This window comes from Streptomyces sp. NPDC097981, assembly GCF_040302565.1.
GTDB lineage: Bacteria > Actinomycetota > Actinomycetes > Streptomycetales > Streptomycetaceae > Streptomyces.
Genome location: NZ_JBEORW010000026.1, coordinates 40,600 through 57,128, shown reverse-complemented (window position 1 = coordinate 57,128; position 16,529 = coordinate 40,600). Strand labels below are relative to the sequence as shown.

The 16,529-nt window shown below is 72.9% G+C and carries 18 protein-coding genes; 14 read left to right on the top strand and 4 right to left on the bottom strand.

Going from position 1 to position 16,529, the window contains the following annotated elements:
- Positions 1-56: 56 nt before the first annotated feature.
- The 3 genes from ABTY04_RS24405 (at position 57) to ABTY04_RS24395 (ending at position 3,319) form a co-directional block, all read left to right on the top strand.
- A complete protein-coding gene (locus ABTY04_RS24405; protein ID WP_352215503.1) occupies positions 57-521 on the top strand; it encodes a PH domain-containing protein in 465 nt (154 codons plus the stop codon).
- Between the two features lie 276 nt (positions 522-797).
- Positions 798-2,246: a hemolysin family protein gene (locus ABTY04_RS24400; protein ID WP_352215502.1), complete on the top strand. Its 1,449-nt coding sequence runs from the start codon at positions 798-800 to the stop codon at positions 2,244-2,246.
- A complete protein-coding gene (locus tag ABTY04_RS24395) occupies positions 2,243-3,319 on the top strand; it encodes a hemolysin family protein (RefSeq protein ID WP_352215501.1) in 1,077 nt (358 codons plus the stop codon). The genes ABTY04_RS24400 and ABTY04_RS24395 overlap by 4 nt, the downstream gene beginning before the upstream one ends.
- A 30-nt stretch (positions 3,320-3,349) precedes the next feature.
- Here the strand turns inward: ABTY04_RS24395 and ABTY04_RS24390 are convergent, their stop codons facing one another.
- Both ABTY04_RS24390 and ABTY04_RS24385 read right to left on the bottom strand, forming a co-directional pair.
- A complete protein-coding gene (locus ABTY04_RS24390) occupies positions 3,350-5,287 on the bottom strand; it encodes an AAA family ATPase (protein ID WP_352215500.1) in 1,938 nt (645 codons plus the stop codon).
- Positions 5,288-5,665: 378 nt separating this feature from the next.
- Positions 5,666-6,283, bottom strand: a complete 618-nt coding sequence (locus ABTY04_RS24385) for a uridine kinase family protein (RefSeq protein ID WP_352215499.1) — start codon at positions 6,281-6,283, stop codon at positions 5,666-5,668.
- Positions 6,284-6,483: 200 nt separating this feature from the next.
- Here ABTY04_RS24385 and ABTY04_RS24380 point away from each other — a divergent pair, with 200 nt between their 5' ends.
- The 8 genes from ABTY04_RS24380 to ABTY04_RS24345 all read left to right on the top strand — a co-directional run bounded on the left by ABTY04_RS24380 (position 6,484) and on the right by ABTY04_RS24345 (position 12,565).
- Positions 6,484-7,899 (top strand): C39 family peptidase, encoded by a 1,416-nt coding sequence (locus tag ABTY04_RS24380; RefSeq protein ID WP_352215498.1) that lies wholly within the window; start codon positions 6,484-6,486, stop codon positions 7,897-7,899.
- 95 nt (positions 7,900-7,994) lie between these two features.
- Positions 7,995-8,423 carry an SPW repeat protein gene (locus ABTY04_RS24375; RefSeq protein WP_352215497.1) on the top strand — a complete coding sequence of 143 codons (429 nt, stop codon included), beginning with the start codon at positions 7,995-7,997 and terminating at the stop codon, positions 8,421-8,423.
- Positions 8,424-8,549: 126 nt separating this feature from the next.
- On the top strand, positions 8,550-8,702 hold the full coding sequence (locus ABTY04_RS24370) for an SCO1431 family membrane protein (protein WP_352215496.1): 153 nt from the start codon (positions 8,550-8,552) through the stop codon (positions 8,700-8,702).
- A 311-nt stretch (positions 8,703-9,013) separates the two neighbouring features.
- Entirely contained in the window at positions 9,014-9,784 is a 771-nt protein-coding gene (locus ABTY04_RS24365) for a TetR/AcrR family transcriptional regulator (protein WP_502996709.1), read from the top strand.
- A gap of 147 nt (positions 9,785-9,931) precedes the next feature.
- Positions 9,932-11,104 (top strand): acyl-CoA dehydrogenase family protein, encoded by a 1,173-nt coding sequence (locus tag ABTY04_RS24360; protein WP_352215495.1) that lies wholly within the window; start codon positions 9,932-9,934, stop codon positions 11,102-11,104.
- Entirely contained in the window at positions 11,104-11,493 is a 390-nt protein-coding gene (locus ABTY04_RS24355) for a GNAT family N-acetyltransferase (RefSeq protein ID WP_352215494.1), read from the top strand. Before ABTY04_RS24360 ends, ABTY04_RS24355 begins: the two co-directional genes overlap by 1 nt.
- Positions 11,494-11,541: 48 nt before the next feature.
- Complete coding sequence (locus ABTY04_RS24350) at positions 11,542-11,892, top strand: hypothetical protein (RefSeq protein WP_352215493.1); 351 nt, start codon at positions 11,542-11,544, stop codon at positions 11,890-11,892.
- Positions 11,893-11,998: 106 nt separating this feature from the next.
- Entirely contained in the window at positions 11,999-12,565 is a 567-nt protein-coding gene (locus ABTY04_RS24345) for a DUF4291 domain-containing protein (RefSeq protein WP_352215492.1), read from the top strand.
- A gap of 113 nt (positions 12,566-12,678) precedes the next feature.
- On the opposite strand, the gene ABTY04_RS24340 is transcribed toward ABTY04_RS24345, so the two are convergent.
- A complete protein-coding gene (locus tag ABTY04_RS24340) occupies positions 12,679-12,861 on the bottom strand; it encodes a hypothetical protein (RefSeq protein WP_352215491.1) in 183 nt (60 codons plus the stop codon).
- A gap of 284 nt (positions 12,862-13,145) precedes the next feature.
- Between ABTY04_RS24340 and ABTY04_RS24335 the strand changes: the two genes are divergently transcribed.
- Positions 13,146-14,279 (top strand): Rv3169 family protein, encoded by a 1,134-nt coding sequence (locus ABTY04_RS24335; RefSeq protein WP_352215490.1) that lies wholly within the window; start codon positions 13,146-13,148, stop codon positions 14,277-14,279.
- A 15-nt stretch (positions 14,280-14,294) separates the two neighbouring features.
- Positions 14,295-15,395: a phosphotransferase family protein gene (locus ABTY04_RS24330; protein ID WP_352215489.1), complete on the top strand. Its 1,101-nt coding sequence runs from the start codon at positions 14,295-14,297 to the stop codon at positions 15,393-15,395.
- A gap of 18 nt (positions 15,396-15,413) precedes the next feature.
- On the opposite strand, the gene ABTY04_RS24325 is transcribed toward ABTY04_RS24330, so the two are convergent.
- On the bottom strand, positions 15,414-15,857 hold the full coding sequence (locus tag ABTY04_RS24325; RefSeq protein ID WP_352215488.1) for a hypothetical protein: 444 nt from the start codon (positions 15,855-15,857) through the stop codon (positions 15,414-15,416).
- A gap of 217 nt (positions 15,858-16,074) precedes the next feature.
- Here ABTY04_RS24325 and ABTY04_RS24320 point away from each other — a divergent pair, with 217 nt between their 5' ends.
- The gene (locus ABTY04_RS24320; RefSeq protein WP_030162595.1) at positions 16,075-16,515 is read left to right on the top strand and encodes an Lrp/AsnC family transcriptional regulator; all 441 of its coding nucleotides are present in this window, start codon (positions 16,075-16,077) and stop codon (positions 16,513-16,515) included.
- The last annotated feature ends 14 nt before the right edge of the window (positions 16,516-16,529 follow it).

The following is a 16,529-nucleotide window of genomic DNA, read 5'->3' as shown; positions in this document are numbered from 1 at the left end:
GACACGCACCGCGCCGCCCGATCCGTACGCCCCCTCCAGAAGGCATCACCAGCATCATGGCCGAGTCCGCCGCCAAGCCCGCCTTGCCCGCCCTGCCGGTCACGTTCCGGCCGACCCGTACGCGGGCCGTCCTGCTGGGCGTCGGGCTCGCCATGTTCGCCACCATCACGGCGATCGCCCTCCTGCTGGAGAACCTCGGCCCGGGGGAGCGGATGAGCTTCATCTTCACCGCCGTCCTGCTGACGTCCGTACTCGTCCTGCTCAGCCGCCCCAAGGTGGTCGCGGACGAGGCGGGGGTCACCGTCGTGAACCTGACCAACACCCGCCGCCTGGAGTGGGCGCAGATCCTGCGCGTCAACCTCCGCCCCGGCGACCCGTGGGTGTTCCTGGACCTCAGTGACGGAACGAGCCTGCCCGCCCTCGGCATCCAGCCCGGAGTGGCCAAGCAGCAGGCCATCGGCGACGCCCGCGCGCTGCGCGCGCTCGCCGAGGCCCGGGGAACCGGGCCGCACCACCACTGAGCCGCCCGCCGCGCGGCGTTCGAACAGACGTCGAACGCGCTCCGGGCGGGCCTTGAGCGGCTCCCGGGCGAAGCACCGGAGCCGCAGCCGACGGCTGCGTCCCATTGCGGCGGCGATCTCAGTGACTACCCTGGTGGCGGGGCACACCCGTGCGCCCTCCCACCGGCCCCGGGACCCCGAGGCCCGCGGACACCTGCAACTTGAGGAGTGACTCCCTCCAGCAATGGACGGATCGTCCGGTAGTACCCGCGCCGCCCTCCCCGCGGAGGCGGCGGCATGACCATCCCGCTACTTCTGCTCGTGGCGGCATTCGCCCTGATCCTCGCCAACGGCTTCTTCGTGGCGGCCGAGTTCGGCCTCGTCACCGTGGAACGGCCCGAGGCCGAGCGCGCCGCAGCCGACGGCGACCGCCGTGCCCGCACGGTGGTCGCGGCCCTGCGGGAGCTGTCCTTCCAGCTCTCCGGCACTCAGCTCGGCATCACCATCACCTCCCTCGTGGTCGGCATGCTCGCCGAACCGGCCCTCGCCGGACTGCTGACCGGGCCGCTCGCGGCGACCGGCCTGCCGGCGGGAGCCGTCTCCGGCATCGCCGTCTTCACCGGCATGCTGCTCGCCTCCGCCGTCCAGATGGTCGTCGGCGAACTCGTCCCGAAGAACTGGGCGGTCTCCCGGCCGCTCCAGGTCGCCCGGTTCGTGGCCGGCCCGCAGCAAGCCTTCTCCCGTGCCTTCCGGCCGGTCATCGCCGGCCTCAACGCCGTCGCCAACCGCCTCGTGCGCGCGCTCGGCGTGGAGCCGGCCGAGGAGATGGCCTCCGCCCGCACCCCCGGCGAACTGGTCTCCCTGGTCCGCCATTCGGCCCAGGCCGGTGCCCTGGAACAGGACACCGCCGACCTCTTCGTACGGACCCTCTCGCTGGGCGAGCTCACGGCCCAGCACGTCATGACCCCCCGGGTGAAGGTCAGCGCCCTGATGCACACGGCCACCGCGGCCGACGTGCTCAACCTGACCCGCGCCACCGGCCTGTCCCGGTTCCCGGTCTACCGGGAGCGCATCGACGAGGTCACCGGTGTCGTCCACCTCAAGGACGCCCTCGCCGTGCCCGAGGCCGAACGCGCCCGGACCGTCGTGGCCCGGATCTGCGTCGCCCCGCTGCTGGTGCCCGGCTCCCTGCCGGTGCAGCCGCTGCTGGAGCGGCTGCGCAGCGAGCAGCCGATGGCCGTGGTCGTCGACGAGTACGGCGGCACCGCCGGCGTGGTCACCCTGGAGGACATCGTGGAGGAACTCGTCGGTGAGGTCCGCGACGAACACGACCTCGCCGAGGACGACGGTCCCGAACTGGCCGCCGTGCCCGCCGAGGACGGCCGCCCCTCCTGGGAGGCCGACGGAAGCTGCCGGGTGCAGACCCTGCGCCGGATAGGCCTGGAGGTGCCCGAAGGCCCGTACGAGACCGTCGCCGGTCTCGTCGCCGACCTGCTCGGCCGCATCCCCGCCCCCGGCGACCGCGCGGAACTGCCCGGCTGGAAGCTGTCCGTCCGCCAGGTCGGCCGCTACCGGGCCGAGCGGGTCCGGCTGGTGCGGCTGCTCCCCGCCCCCCACCCGGCCCCGGCCGCCCGCCCGGCCGCGACTGCAACCGCAACCGCGGCTCCGGCCGCACGGCGGCCGGCGTCCCCCGAGCCCGGCCTCGCCGGCGGGCACCCGGCCGAGAGGGAGGCGGCCGTCCGATGAACGCCCTGCAACTGCTCTTCGCTCTGCTCCTGGTCCTCGCCAACGGGTTCTTCGTGGGCGCCGAGTTCGCCCTCGTCTCCGTCCGGCGCAGCCAGATCGAGCCGCTGGCGGCCGCCTCCAAGCGGGCCCGCCAGGTGCTCCACGGCCTGGAGAACCTGCCGCGGATGATGGCGGCGGCCCAGTTCGGCATCACCGTCTGCTCCCTGACCCTCGGCGCGGTCGCCGAGCCGACGATGGCCCGCCTGCTGGAGCCGCTCTTCCACGCGGCGCACATCCCCCAGGGCGTGATCCACCCGCTCGGCTACGCGGTGGCGCTCGCCGCCGTCGTCTTCCTGCACCTGGTCATCGGCGAGATGGTGCCCAAGAACCTCGCCATGGCCGCGCCCGAGAAGACCGCACTCTGGTTCAGCCCGGGCCTGGTCGCCTTCGCCCGGCTGTGCGGCCCCGTCACCACCGCGCTGGGCTCCTGCGCGCACCTGGTGCTCCGCCTCTTCAAGGTGGAACCCAAGGACGAGGTCGAGGCCGTCTACACCAGCGCCCAGCTCGGCCGGCTCGTCGAGGACTCGCGGCAGGCCGGGCTCCTGGAGCCGGGTGAGCAGGAGCGCCTGGAGGACGCCCTGGAACTGGGCAGCCGCCCGGTCACCGACGTCCTGCTCGCCCGGGACCGGCTCGTCACGGTCGGCCCCTCGGCGACACCGCGGCAGATCGAGCAGCTCACCGTCCGCACCGGGTACTCCCGCTTCCCCGTCCGTTCCGAGACCGGCGCCTTCATGGGCTACGTGCACGTCAAGGACGTGCTGGACCTGGAGGAGCGCGAGCGGGCCGTGCCCCAGCGGGTCTGGCGCCGGATGCCCACCCTGTCCGCCACCCTCCCGCTGGACGACGCGCTCAGCGTCATGCGCCGGGACGCCACCCATCTGGCCCAGGTCGCCGACGCGGCCGGACGGGTGCTCGGCCTGGTCGCCCTGGAGGACGTCCTGGAGATGCTGGTGGGCGAGGTGCGCGACCCCGCGCACCGCACCGCCCCGCAGGCCCGCCGGGCGCCCCGCGGCGAACGCGCCATGGCGGGCTGACCCCGCCGCCCCGCCCGGGGACCGCCGCCGCTACAGCGGCGGCGGCTCCGGGCGGTCGCGGTCCGGGCCCCGGCCCGACAGGACCTCCCCGTACGCCTGCATCAGGTCCGGGAGCCGCAGCGTCGCCAGGTCGTCCCGGGAGGGCTCGCCGGGGAAGCCCGCCAGCCGCAGGTCCCGGTACGCGCAGCTCTTCTCGTACAGGGTGCGCAGGAAGCGGCCGTTTCCCAGCTCGTCGATCCAGCCCTGTTCCACCACGTGCCCGCTGATGCTGCGCAGCTCCTCCAGCGCCTCCTCGTCCCAGAAGTCCCCGTTCGCGTCCGCCAGCACCCCGCCGATCGCGGTCAGCTCCGGCGGCCGGTAGCTGGGGAAGTCCACCCGGGTGGTGAACCGCGAGGACAGCCCCGGATTGGCGGCCAGCAGCCGGTCCATCCCGGCCGGATAGCCGGCCAGGATCACCACGAGGTGGTCCCGGTTGTCCTCCGCCCGCTTCAGCAGCACCTGGAGCGCCTCGTCCCCGTACGCGTCGCCCTTGCTGTACCCGGTGTTGGAAAGGCTGTACGCCTCGTCCACGAACAGCACCCCGCCGATCGCGGAATCGATCAGCTCGTTCGCCTTGACGGCGGTCTGCCCCAGGAACTCGCCCACCAGATCAGCCCGCTGGGCCTCCACCAGATGGTCCCCGCCCAGCAGCCCGAGCGCGTAGAAGACCCGGCCCAGGATCCGCGCCACCGTCGTCTTGCCCGTGCCCGACGGCCCGGAGAACACGAAGTGCCGCTTTGGAGGCTGCACCGGCAGCCCCTGCCCGGCCCGCAGCCGGGCCATGTGCAACTGCGCCGAGAGCGCCTTCACCTGCCGCTTCACCGGCTCCAGGCCCACCATCCGCTCCAGCTCCGCGAGCGCCGCGGCGAGCAGCGCCGGATCGGCAGGCCCGGCCGGCAGCCCCTCGGGCGCGGTCTGCGGCGGGACCGCCATCTTGCGGCGCACACCTTCCACCCGGCCCGTACCCGGAGCCCCGAACCGCGGGTCCGGCTCCGGCGCGACCAGCGGGTCCGGCTCCACCTGGCCGTCCGCCGCGATGTCCTGGACGGGGCCGCCGCCGAGGGCCACCGCCGCGTAGTCCCCGCCGACCGGCGACAGGCCGTGCCCGCCGTACGCCTCGTAGCCGGCCGCGGCGTACCCGGCGTACCCGTCGGCCCCGTCCACGTAGTCGCTGTCCTCGATCGCCGTCAGCCGGGCCGCCGTGTCCATGAACGCCGGGTCCACCCGGTGCACCGCCCGGTACAGCGGCAGCGCCGCCGCGCTGCGCCCGGTCCCCTCGTGAGCCCGTGCCAGCCAGTACCGCAGCTCCTTGCGCTGCGGCTGCTCGCTGCGGCAACGCATCAGCGCCGCCGACAGCATCGGCTCGGCCTGTCCGTACATTTCCAGCCGCACCCGGGCCATCCCGCCGAACAGGCCCGCCTCGATCCCCAGCAGCGGATCGTCCACCAGCGGCTCGGTGTGCCGCACCAGCTGCTCCCAGTCCTTGACCAGGTAGGCCCGGCAGGCGTGCAGGAACCGCACGTGCGCATCGGTGTCCACCGGCGGCAGCACGGCCAGCGCGTGGTCCAGCTCGGGGACGTGCCGGCCGTCCAGCCAGTGCGAGGCGTGGGCCAGCAGGAGGTCGCGCCGGCTCTCCAGGACGGGCTGCACCCACCAGCCCAGCCAGTACCAGGAGTTCAGCGTCCGCCGGTGGCGGGCCCGCTGCTCGCCGAAGCGGTCGCGGTGGGCGTACATGCGCAATAAGGCGTTCGTGGTGTCCACCCGGAGCGCGTGCAGGCCCAGCCAGGCGTCGGCCATCGAGGGATCCAGTCGTACGGCCGCCCGGAACTCCTCCTCGGCCTGCGGGTAGGCGCCCATGGTGCAGGCGTCCACCCCGCGCAGCCAGGCGAGTTCGGCCGGGGCGTGCGTGCCCGGCGTGCCGAAATCCATCACATCCCCCACAAGCCTGCCCCCGTGGTGCACGGCAACCACCGCGTTGCGCCCTCGAGTTGTCCACCGCGCCGATGAAATCAGGGGTGCATCGTACCTGCGGCTACGCACCATACGTAGGGTGCGGCGGGCACCGGTCGGCGGCGCACCGCGGCCGCGCGAGGTGACTCAGGGTGAAGGCCCAGGGGGATCCGGCCCGCTCGGCGCCGGTGCGGAAGCCGGGCCGGGGCAGAACGAAGCCCCCGATCACGGGGGAACAATCGGGGGCTTCGCGTCTGCTGCGGCCAGGAAAGACCGCGCATTCAGAACGTAAGGCCGCTGCCGGGCCCAGGTCAAGCACGTCGGTACAGGCCCGCGGAGGCGGTTCTCCGGAGCGGTTCAGGCCCGGGGGAGTCCGTCACCTTCAGTGACGGAAGGGGTCCTTCCGGCCGTCACATCCGTCTCGGAAGTCCACTCGTATCCCGTACCGCTCTGGCGCACCAAAGTGTCGGCGAAGGGGCGCGAAGGATCATCCGAGAAGTGCGCGCGCTCCGCGCGCTCCCATCCGTCCCAGAAGTTGGAAAGGTCACACCCATCCCGATTTCGCCCGCGCCCCCAGGACTCTGCACGCGGTGTCTCCATCCACAGCAGCCGCGCCAGATGCGGGCGCAGCGCCCGCCGTCCCGCCCCGACCCCCTCGACGATCAGCACCGGAGCCGGCTCCAGCACCCGCTCCGGGCCGAACCGCCGCTCCACCCAGTCGTACGGGGCCCAGTGGGCGGACCGTCCGGCGGCGAGCGGCTCCAGCACCTGTGCGCGCAGCCGCTCCGGCCAGCCGAACAGCTCCTCGTGGGTGGCCACGTCGTCCAGGTGCAGCACCGGCGCCCCGCCCAGCGCCTCGGCGAGCCGCCCGGCGAAGGTGCTCTTCCCGGACCCGGCGTGCCCGTCGACGCCGATGACCGTGACCGGGCCCAGCGAAGGGGGCAGGGCGCCCAGCTCGCGCGCGAGCGTCTCCAAGGACCGGGGAGGCCGCGGGGACCCGGGTGACGCGGCCGGCTGAAGTGACTCCACCCGGCCAGCCTAGGTCCTCCGTCCGGGGAGGCGGTCCGGGGGCGGGTCCGATCGCCCCCGACACGGAGCCGTGGCTTCGCTGTCCGGCAGCCGGGAACTGGAAGGGTGGAGGAGATCCACCGCACCGACCCCAGGGGGCCGCACCGATGACCACACCCACACCGCGCAGGGCCCTGCTGGCCTTCGCCCTCGCAGCTGCCACCGCGGCCACCGCCGCCACCGTCACCGGCGGCAGGGCCTCGGCGGCCGGAGCCCGCGCGGAAGACGGCCCGCACACGGGGGCGGGGGCCGCCGAAGGCGCGCCGGCCGAAGCCGCCGCCGGCCGGACCGTCGACAACCGGTTCTGGTCCACGTACGCGCACTGGCGGGCCGGCACCCACCGGGGCACCGCCGCGCTCGCCGCCGCCCGCCCCGGCCTGGTGATCGGGACCCCGGCCGGCCGCACCGAGTACACCGACCCGCACACCGGGAAGAAGAGCACCTGGGAGTACGCCTCCTGGACCTCCCCGGTGCACCGCTCCGGCGTGCCCGGCACCGAGGCCATCGCCTCCTGGAACGCCCACACCCCGGCCGGCACCTGGATCCAGGTCGAACTGCGCGCCACCTACGGCAGCGGCGTCGCCACTCCCTGGTACGTGCTGGGCCGCTGGGCCTCCGGCGACGGCGACATCCGCCGGACCTCCGTGGACGGCCAGACCGACGGCACCTCCACCGTGTGGACCGACACCCTGGCCGTCGACGCCCCCGCGCGGGCGGACGGCGTGCGCATCGCGGACTGGCAGCTGCGCCTGACCCTCCACCGCAAGCCGGGAGCCGCCGAGGGCCCGACGGTGTGGCTGGCCGGGGCCATGGTCTCCGACGTCCCGGACCGGTTCACCGTGCCCGCCTCCCACCCCTCGGGCGCGGCCCACGAGCTGACGGTCCCGCGCTACTCGCAGGAGATCCACACCGGCCAGTACCCCCAGTACGACAACGGCGGCGAGGCCTGGTGCAGCCCCACCTCCTCCCAGATGATCATCGAATACTGGGGCGGCAGGCCCACGGCCGAGGACCTGGCCTGGGTCGATTCCCGTTACGCCGACCCGCAGGTCTGCCACGCGGCCCGCTCCACCTACGACAGCGCCTACAAGGGCTGCGGGAACTGGCCCTTCAACGCCGCGTACGCCGCCACCTACACCGGGCTCGCCGGGATCGTCACCCGGCTCCCCTCCCTCGCCGACCTGGAGACCCTGGTCCGGGCGGGCATCCCGGCGATCACCTCGCTGTCCTTCCGCCCCGAGGAGCTCACGGGCGCCGGCTACGGCACCGCCGGCCACCTGATGACGGTCATCGGCTTCACCGCGGCCGGCGACGTGGTCGCCAACGACCCCAACTCGGCCGACAACCAGGCCGTCCGCCGTGTCTACAAGCGCCGCGAATGGGAGGAGGTGTGGTTGCGGACCAAGCGTTACAGCGCCGCCGGCAAGGTCGCGACCGGCTCCGGCGGCATCTGCTACCTGTACGCCCCGGCCCGCCCGAGCCTCGCCCGGACCCAGGCCCTGCGGGCGGTGGGCGTGCTGTGAGCGAATGCCGGAATTCCCCGTTGACCCCGGGCGTAGATAAGCGGAACATAAAATCATAAAGGGCACATAAAGGCTTCAACAGGAGGCGGCCCGCCATGACCACCCACAGCATCGAACACCACCCCGACCTCGCCGAGATGCGCTCCCGGTTCGAGCGGGTCACCAGCACCCCCGCCGCGCAGGCCGTGGAGGCACTGGCCCTCATCACGGGCCTGTACCTGGCGGCCTCGCCCTGGATCGCCGGGTTCAGCGGACTCAGCTCGCTGGCGATCAACAACCTGATCGCCGGGCTGGCGTACTGCCTGTGCATGAGCGGACTCGGCTCCGCTTATGAACGCACCCACGCGATGGCCTGGACGGCGGTCGCCATCGGAGCCTGGAGCGTCCTGGCTCCGTGGGTCATCGCCGGCGATGTCAGCACGACCCGCAGCGTGGTCAGCAACGTCATCGCCGGCGGCGTCGCCCTGCTGCTCGCCCTCGCGATGTCGGGCCTGGCGGGCCGCAACCGAGCCGCCACCGGCTGACCTCCTCACCCACCGGGCCCCGACCGCAAGCCGGCCGGGGTCCGGTGTCGTGCCGGGGCGTGATGCGCGCCACGCGCGACGATCGCCTCTACCGCGAAAGCCGCAAACACTGTCACATTGGTCGGCATGACCGCATACAGCGCCGCCCTCACCGCCCGCGCCCGGAACCTCATCGGGACCGGCGGCCCCAAGGAAGACTCCAAGTGGCTGGAGCACGTGCTCGGCTGGACGCTCGTCGTCGTCATCGCCATGTTCGTCACGCAGGCCGGCTGGCTCTGATCCCGCCCTCCGCCGGCGGCGCCGTAGGAGGGCCCGCCGCCCTGGCGGGCGGGGCTCCCGTCGCCCGTACCGCCGCCGGCGGCACCGCCGGCAGTACGGCCGCCGGCGTCCGCGGACCGCTCCCGCCCCGTTTCCGTGCGTACGGGGCCTCCTCGTGCGCCGCCTCGCCGACGACCTCGGCGTTCCCGGCCCGGAGGCCGGACTTCCCCGGCTCCCCCTGGCCCCGTCCGCCTGGCCGATGGCCGATGGCCGATGGCCGAGGTTCTGCCATACTGCGGGCATCCTGTGGCAGTTCGAGGCTGGGGCCGAATTTGAATAATAGTCAACAGCGTGGTGCGGGCGTGCGTTCGCAGGTTCGCAGGGCCGGACTCATAGCCATCGGGCGGAAGTTGTTCGCCGACACCTCGTACGACGCGCTTTCCATGGACGACATCGCCAAACAGGCGGGCGTCGCCAAGGGGTTGATCTACTACTACTTCAAGAGCAAGCGCGGCTACTACCTCGCCATCGTCGAGGACTCGGTGGCCGAGCTCGTCGCCCGCGCCGCCGGGGAACCGGACCTGCCCAAGGTCGAGCGGGTGCGCCGGACCATCGACAGCTACCTCCACTACGCCGAGCACCACCAGGCCGCCTACCGCACCATCGTCACCGGGGGCGTCGGCTCCGACGCCGAGGTGCTGGCGATCCGCGACGCGGTCCGGGAGGAGCTGATCGCCACCATCGCCGAAGGTGCGTACGGGCGCCGCACCGTCCCGCCGGTCGCCCGGCTCGCGCTGGTGGGCTGGCTGTCCGCCGTCGAGGGGACCACCCTGGACTGGATCGGTGCCCTGGCCGCCGGTGCGGATGCCGATGCCGCCGCCGATCCGGACGGCGACGGCGCTGCGCGGGCAGAAGCGGACACCGATCCGCAGCCCGCGTCGCGTCAGCCCGACCGGGCCCGGCTCGGGGCCCTGCTCGTCCACCAGCTGCGCGCGACGCTGACGGTGATCGGGGAGTTCGTCCCGGAGTGTCCGCCCCCACCCCTTCCCGAAGAGGCGTTCGAAACGGTCGGTGATCTTGCCCCGGTGACGGGACGCCCCTGATCAGGCATACTCAAGCCGCCGCAGCCACTGAACTGTCCCTTCCGTGATCCGGGAGGGCAGTATCGGCTGTGAGAGCACCGAGATCCGGCGGCGCGTCCCACACCTCACGCGTCGCCGCCGTGCCCGACGAGGGAGGAGAGCGCCGCCATGAACGACCGCGCCCCGCAGCCGGTGGACCGTCAGCTGCCCACCGAGGAGTCCCGGGACCTCCTCGCGCTCGTACGAGAGATCGCCCAGCGGGAGATCCGCCCTGTGGCCGCCGAGGGGGAGGACGCCGGGACGTTCCCGCGCGCGATCTTCACCCTGCTGTCCGAAGCCGGCCTGCTCGGTCTTCCGTACGCGGGTGAGTACGGCGGCGGCGAGCAGCCGTACGAGGTCTACCTGCAGGTCCTGGAGGAGCTCGCCGCGGCCCGCCTGACCGTCGGACTCGGCGTGAGCGTGCACTCCCTGTCCTGCCACGGCCTGGCCGGATACGGCACCGAGGAGCAGCGGAAGGCCCACCTGCCGGCCATGCTCGGCGGCGGCCTGCTCGGCGCGTACTGCCTCTCCGAGCCCGCCTCCGGCTCCGACGCCGCCTCGCTGACCACCAAGGCCGTGCGCGACGGCGACGACTGGATCATCACCGGCACCAAGGCCTGGATCACCCACGGCGGGGTCGCCGACTTCTACACCGTCCTCGCGCGCACCGGCGGCGAGGGCCCCAAGGGCATCACCGCCTTCCTCGTGCCCGGCGATGCGGAAGGCCTGACGGCCGCCGTCCCCGAGAAGAAGATGGGCATGAAGGGCTCGCCCACCGCCCAGCTGCACTTCGACGGGGTCCGCGTCCCGGACACCCGCCGCATCGGCGAGGAGGGCCAGGGCTTCACCATCGCGCTGGCCGCCCTGGACGCGGGGCGCCTGGGCATCGCCGCCTGCGCCATCGGCGTCGCACAGGCCGCCCTGGACGAGGCCCTCACGTACGCCCTGGACCGCAAGCAGTTCGGACACCCCATCGCGGACTTCCAGGGCCTGCGCTTCATGCTCGCCGACATGGCGACCAAGATCGAGGCCGGCCGGGCGCTGTACCTGGCGGCGGCGCGGCTGCGCGACGCCGGCAAGCCCTTCTCCCGCCAGGCGGCGATGGCGAAGCTGTTCTGCACGGACGCCGCCATGGCCGTCACCACGGACGCGGTCCAGGTCCTCGGCGGCTACGGCTACACCGCGGACTTCCCGGTGGAGCGCCTGATGCGCGAGGCGAAGGTCCTGCAGATCGTCGAGGGCACCAACCAGATCCAGCGCATGGTCATCGCCCGCCACCTGGCAGGACCCGAGTCGCGCTGATGACCGCCCTGGTCCTGGACGTGAGCCCGGCCCTGGCCGACGCCGAACTGAACGAGCTGTTCGGCGCGGCCTGGCCGGGGCACCGGACGGCCTCGTTCGGCCCGGTCCTGGAGCGCAGCACGGCCTGGATCACGGCCCGCCGCGACGGCCGCCTGGTCGGCTACGTGAACGTCGCGGGCGACGGCGGAGCGCACGCCTTCATCCTGGACACCACGGTCCATCCGGACGAACGCCGCCGCGGACTCGGGGTCCGGCTGGTCCGCGCCGCCGCCGAGGCGGCGCGGGCATCGGGGGCGCAGTGGCTGCACGTGGACCACGAACCGCACCTGGAGCCCTTCTACGCACGGTGCGGCTTCCGCCCCACCGCCGCGGGGCTGCTCCCGCTGTAGGGCCCGCCCGGCGGATCGAGCTCGGGCAGGTTTCGGTAGGTTGGCCGCATGTCCTTTGCACTTGTCATCGGCTATGACCCGCAAGCGATACCCGGTGTCGACGGGGAGGCGCTTCGTGCGGCTCTCGACGCGGAGCTGGCCCGGTTCGGCGAGCACGGCATCGACGCGGCCATGACGCTGATCGTCTTCGACGAATCGGCCGAGTCCACCCTCGTCGCGTCGCTGACCGAACGGCCGTGGGACGTCGTGGTCGTCGGCGGCGGGATCCGCAAGGCCGAGCAACTGCTTCCGCTGTTCGAGAACCTCGTGAACCTGATCCGCCGCCATGCGCCCCAGGCCGCCATCGCGTTCAACACGAGTGGTGGGGACAGCGTCGAGGCGGCACGGCGGTGGCTGTGAACTCCATCCGTCGCACAGCGCCGGTCACGACCTGAGCCGGCGGCGCATCGCGGCGACGGGGGAAATGGTTCGCGACGCGCGTGGAGCGGATGGCAGGGTGCGGCGCATGGCGCCCCTGTACCAGATTCGAGCGGACCACGATGGCGACACGATCGTCGTCTACCAGGCGTACGCGCCCGTCATCGCCGACGCGGCGCTGCGAGCGGGCCGCTTCGTCACGCCGTTCTCGTTCCACCGGATGACGTGGATCAAGCCCTCGTTCCTGTGGCTGATGCACCGCAGCAACTGGGCCCGCAAACCCGGTCAGGAGCGCGTTCTCGCCGTGCGGATGACCCGTACGGGCTGGGAGGAGGCCCTCTCCCGGGCCGTGCCCACGACCGCGGACCCGGCAGCCGTGGCCCAGGCGCCCGTACATGTCCAGTGGGACCCGGAACGCTCCCCCCGCGGAGCGGCATTGAACCACTACAGCATCCAGGTCGGCATCGGCCGCGATCTGATCCGCACGTTCACCGACGACTGGATCGTCAGCCTCACCGACCTCACCCCCCAGGTCCGCAAGGCCACGGCACTGATGCAGAACGGCCACGCCGCCAAAGCCCGGCGGCTGTTCCCCACGGAGCGCGTGTACCCCCTGCCGCGGACGCTGGAGGACCGCCTTTCCCGGGGGGTGTGACGGCAGTGCGACGTACGCCGGGACCGCCGGGCCCCGGCGTGCCGCGCGGGCCGCGGCCCGGCGAGGGCGGCAGGGGAGCGTACGAGGGTGCGCCGCACCGCCCCGGGCGCTCCCTACCGGTCGCCGCCGTAGAGCGGGCCGCCCGGCCAGATCGGGGAGGTGGCGATCCGGGACCATTCCGGATCGCGGTGGCCGGGCAGGGTGCGCCCGTCCTCGGCCCAACGGATCAGCAGTACACGGTAGATGGGCGGATCCGACTGCCGCAGCGGAATCGATTCTTCAAAGCTGGACGGCATCGGAGGCCGCCGTCCCGGTCTTGGCCCAGGAGTTTCGAGCGTGGTCATACAGCGCCAACGCGCCGCCCGACCCACCGGTAACCGCCCCCGCCCTCCGGGCATCCGTTCGAGACGTCCCCGCCCCGCGCCCCACAGTGGCCAGACGTGCCGGGATGTCAGGGAGTGACAGAAGTCTGGCCCCGGGCACAGTTTCTGACGTACCGTCATATCCGCCCGAGCCGGCGGCGCACCCCGCGGCCCCCGGCCCCGCGCCCCGTGCTGCAGCGCCACCCAGGAGGTTTGCCATGCCCGCGGACCGACCCGTACCCCTCGACGAATACCCCGTCCACCAGGCCCCGTTGTCGATGAAGCACCTCGTCAGCGGCGACCGGAACGCCTACGACCGCTGCATCTTCCACGTCTTCGACCACGCCGGCCGGGCCGTCCTCATCCTCGGACTCGGCGTCTACCCCAACGCCGGGGTCATCGATGCCTACGCCACCCTCCGCACCGGCGACGAACTCCTCGCCGTCCGCGCCTCCGACGCCCTCACCGACGACCGCATGAACCTCTCCGTCGGCCCGCTCCGGATCACCGTCGACGACCCCCTGAAGCGGATCACCCTCCAGTGCGACGCCGACCCCGCCGATCCCGCAGGGCTCTCGTACGACATCACCTGGACCGCCGATTTCCCCGCCGTGTGGGAGCCGCACCACGTCCAGCGGCGCGGCGACCGCCTCATGCTCGAAGGCCGCCGCTTCGTCCAGGCCGGCCACGTCACCGGCACCCTCCGCGCCAAGGGCGAGGAGCACACCCTCACCCCGCACGAGTGGACCGGCACCCGCGACCGCAGCTGGGGCGTGCGCCCCATCCCCGGCGAGGACGGCGGCCGGGCCGCCGAGGAGTACCGGCCGGAGGGCTTCCACTGGCTCTGGATCCCGGTCCGCTTCGAGGACCGCTTCCTCATGGTCATCGCCCAGGAGGAAGCCGACGGGCACCGCACCCTGAACGAGGCCGTCCAGGTCTTCCCCGAGGACAGCGGCCGCCACGACGTACAGCTCGGCTGGCCCCAGACCGAGATCCGCTACCGCCCCGGCACCCGCCACCCCGAGAGCGCCGTCGTCCACCTCGTCGACCCGGCCCGCAAACCCCTCGAACTCGGCGTGGAGATCCTGAACTCCTCCCCGCTCGCCGTCGGCGCCGGCTACCCGCCCGCCGCCGACTGGCAGCACGGCACCTGGCAGGGCCGCGGCTGGACCGACCGCCGCACCTACGACCTCTCCGACCCCGCAGCCCACCCCATGGCCGCCTTCGGCGTCACCGACCACTCCGCCCGCTTCACCCTCGACGGGCGCACCGGCTTCGGCATCTTCGAGCACGGCAGCTTCGGCCGCCACGACCCGAGCGGCTTCACCGACTACAGCTCGGTGGCCCGGTAGAAGGAAGGGGAAGTCATGGCAGCACCGGCACCACGCCCGCGCACCTCCACCCGCGAACCCGAGGAACTCGGCCGGCGCCTCGCCGCCTGGCTCGACACCGAGCTCCCCGGCGCGAAGGTCACGGGCGTCCGCGTCCCCGCATCCAACGGCATGTCCAGCGAAACCCTGCTCTTCGACATCGAGCACCCCGACACCCCGGTCCGCGCCTGCGCCCTGCGGCTCGCCGCCGACCCCGCCGCCTACACCGTGTTCCCCACGTACGACATGCCCCGCCAGCACCGCGTGATGACCCTGGTCGCCGCCCACACCGACCTGCCCGTACCACGCGTGCTGTGGCTGGAGCAGGACCCCGGGCCGCTCGGGGCGCCCTTCTTCGTCATGGCCCGGGCCGAGGGCCGGGTCCCGCCCGACGTCATGCCCTACACCTACGAGGGGAACTGGCTGCACGCCGCGAGCGACTCCGAACGCGCCGCACTCCAGGAGGCGAGCATCTCGCTGCTCGCCCGGCTGCACGACCGGTTCCCGGCCGAGCAGGCCGAGTTCCTCCTCCCCGAAGGCACCGGCAGCCCGCTGCGCCGCCACGTGGACGCCCAACGCGCCTACTACGCCTGGGTCGTGGACGGACTCGCGCCGTCCCCGCTGCTGGAGCGGGCCTTCGACCGCCTGGAGGAGCTGTGGCCCGCGGACGAGGGCCCCGCCGTCCTCAACTGGGGCGACGCCCGCATCGGGAACATCGTCTACGAGGCCGACGGGTTCGAACCGGTGGCCGTCCTCGACTGGGAGATGGCCGCGTACGCCCCGCGCGAGGTCGACCTCGGCTGGACCGTCTACCTCCACCGCTTCTTCCAGGACCTGACCGTCGGCTTCGGCCAGAGCGGCCTGCCGGACTTCCTGCGCCGCGACGACCTGGAGCGCCGGTACGCCGAACTCACCGGGCACACCCCGCGCGACATGGAGTTTTATACCCTGTACGCCGCCCTGCGGCACGGGATCGTGATGCTGCGCATCGCCTACCGGCAGGCGTACTTCGGGGAGGTCGAGGTGCCGGGGGATCCGGACGGCCTGATCCTGCACCACGCCGGCCTCACGGCGATGGTGCAGGGCACGTACTGGTAGCCGTGGCCCGGAAGACCGTCAGGCGGCCTGCGCGTGCTGCCGCATCTGCGGCAGCAGCGCCGGCGCCGGCATGTGCACGGGACGCGAACCGGGACCGCCGACGTGCGAGAACGGCTGTGTCCGCCAGTCCAGCCCCTGCGGCAGGTCCAGCAGCACGACCCCCAGCTCCTGGGACTCGTCGAGGCCCGCACCCACGGTCGGCAGCGCCTCGGAGACCGGGCGGCCCGTGCCCGCGCACACCGTGAGACCGAACGGGTTCCACGGAGTCAGGCAGAGCGCGTGCTCCGGCAGGTGCTCCTCGTCCGCGACGAGGGCGATCGACTGGCCGCAGTCGGGGCAGGTCGCGTGGCGGATCTCGAAGCCGTCGAACCCCTCGGCGTCTTCGAGGTACTCATCGTCCTCGGCGTCGACGAAATCCAGGGGCTCCGAATCGGTGCGACCGGCGCGCTTGGTGTTCAGCATGGATGTACTCCCCCTTGGGTGGGCCGGGCGGGCAGTTTCCACGGCCTCGGCCACACCAAGCACTTCCCGCCACGCGGCACGAGTAACCACAACATCCCGGCGTACGCTTGCATACCCTTGTGGCCTTGGTCACATGCCCGCCGCAGGTGCCACTTGTGGGCGGACAGCACTGTGCCTGGAGTGCCCTTGGGCCTTAGGTTGAGCGGCTATGAGCGCAATGGAGGAGCTGGACCGCCAGATCGTGGATCTGCTCGTGCGGGACGGGCGGATGAGCTACACGGACCTGGGCAAGGCCACGGGACTGTCCACGTCGGCGGTCCACCAGCGAGTACGCCGTCTGGAACAGCGAGGGGTGATCCGCGGGTACGCGGCCGTCGTCGATCCCGAGGCCGTGGGCCTGCCCCTGACGGCCTTCATCTCGGTGAAGCCCTTCGACCCGAGCGCGCCGGACGACATCGCCGACCGGCTGGCCGGCGTACCGGAGATCGAGGCCTGCCACAGCGTGGCCGGCGACGAGAACTACATCCTGAAGGTCCGGGTCGCGACCCCGCTGGAGCTGGAGGACCTCCTGAGCCGCCTGCGCGCCCTGGCCCACGTCTCGACCCGCACCACGGTGGTCCTCTCCACCCCGTACGAGGCCCGTCCGCCCCGCGTGTAGCCCCTTTCCAGCCC